This window comes from Stenotrophomonas sp. P5_A8 (assembly GCF_056400545.1).
The window spans coordinates 1-990 of sequence record NZ_JBFULB010000592.1; the positions used below are offsets into that span (position 1 = coordinate 1).

The 990-nt window shown below is 59.5% G+C and carries 1 protein-coding gene and 1 pseudogene; one reads left to right on the forward strand and one right to left on the reverse strand.

Going from position 1 to position 990, the window contains the following annotated elements; translation table 11 throughout:
- On the reverse strand, window positions 1-191 hold a 191-nt coding region (locus AC1DQP_RS20900; RefSeq protein ID WP_478052486.1), incomplete at its 3' end, for a hypothetical protein.
- A gap of 151 nt (window positions 192-342) precedes the next feature.
- On the opposite strand from AC1DQP_RS20900, the pseudogene AC1DQP_RS20905 reads away from it, so the two are divergent.
- A pseudogene (locus AC1DQP_RS20905) lies at window positions 343-990 on the forward strand (hypothetical protein); the annotation flags it as partial.

Below are 990 nucleotides of genomic sequence, written 5' to 3' on the forward strand. Positions count from 1 at the left end.
GGTGTTGCCGGAACACTGTGAAGGGTGCATTCGGGCGCATTCGTCGTGGCGGGAAAGGCGCAGATTGCGCTGGCGCCGTAGGAACGGTGCATTCCTTTGGATTCATGGAGAATACCGATGTCGTGCAACAACCCTGGTTTGCTGCTGTCGATTACCGCCGGCGCCGCAATCGCCGCAGCGTCTCTTTTCATGTCCGCGCCCGCGCGCGCCGCTGGCGTCGAGCCGCTTGGTCTAAAGAGTGATGTTGAGCTCGATACCCTTTTGACACAGCGCGCACGGTTCTCACTCGAGCGCATCCCGCTACTGGACGGACAGTCCCGTAGCCGCCAGGTAAGTGCCTCCATGGATATCGCCGCCGGGGTGATCACGGTCCGACTGGATCGATCATTTGTGCCTGAAGACTACGGCCCATCTTTCGAAGACCAGAGAAGCATCATCAACAACGGCCTGATCCATGAAGCCGAGAAGTTTGCGCCGGTAGTAACGGTGGAGTACCTCTACGACGGGAAGGACATCTACCACTACTTTCCCGAGATCAAGGCCGCCGACGATGCTGCACGCGAGGCCGGTCGGCGCTGGCGAAACGGTGGCGGCGGCTCCGGCATGGCGTTCGTTGCGGCCGGTCACGGTTATTTTCTGAGCCATAGAACCAATAGCTGGGTGAGCTCGCGCGACGAGCATAATGGTGTCAATGAGGGGCTGCTGACGCCGTTGTACGCGAGTGAGCTCAAAAGTCTTATCGAGGTCCGCAGTCGCATGCCGGTGATCCGGCCACGCGTGCAGGATGCTGGACTGATTCATCCGGAGAGTGGCTTTGAATGGTGGACCATGGCCGCTCGTTATGCGATCGCGGAGCAATATCCAGGTGAGACGTCGATATGGAATACCCACGCAGGCAGCACCGCGTGGAACCGGGAGGAGCTGGAGGACATCAACAGCAGGCCAAAGCTCGCCAACCACGTGAAGGCGGAGATGGTCATCCATCTACAT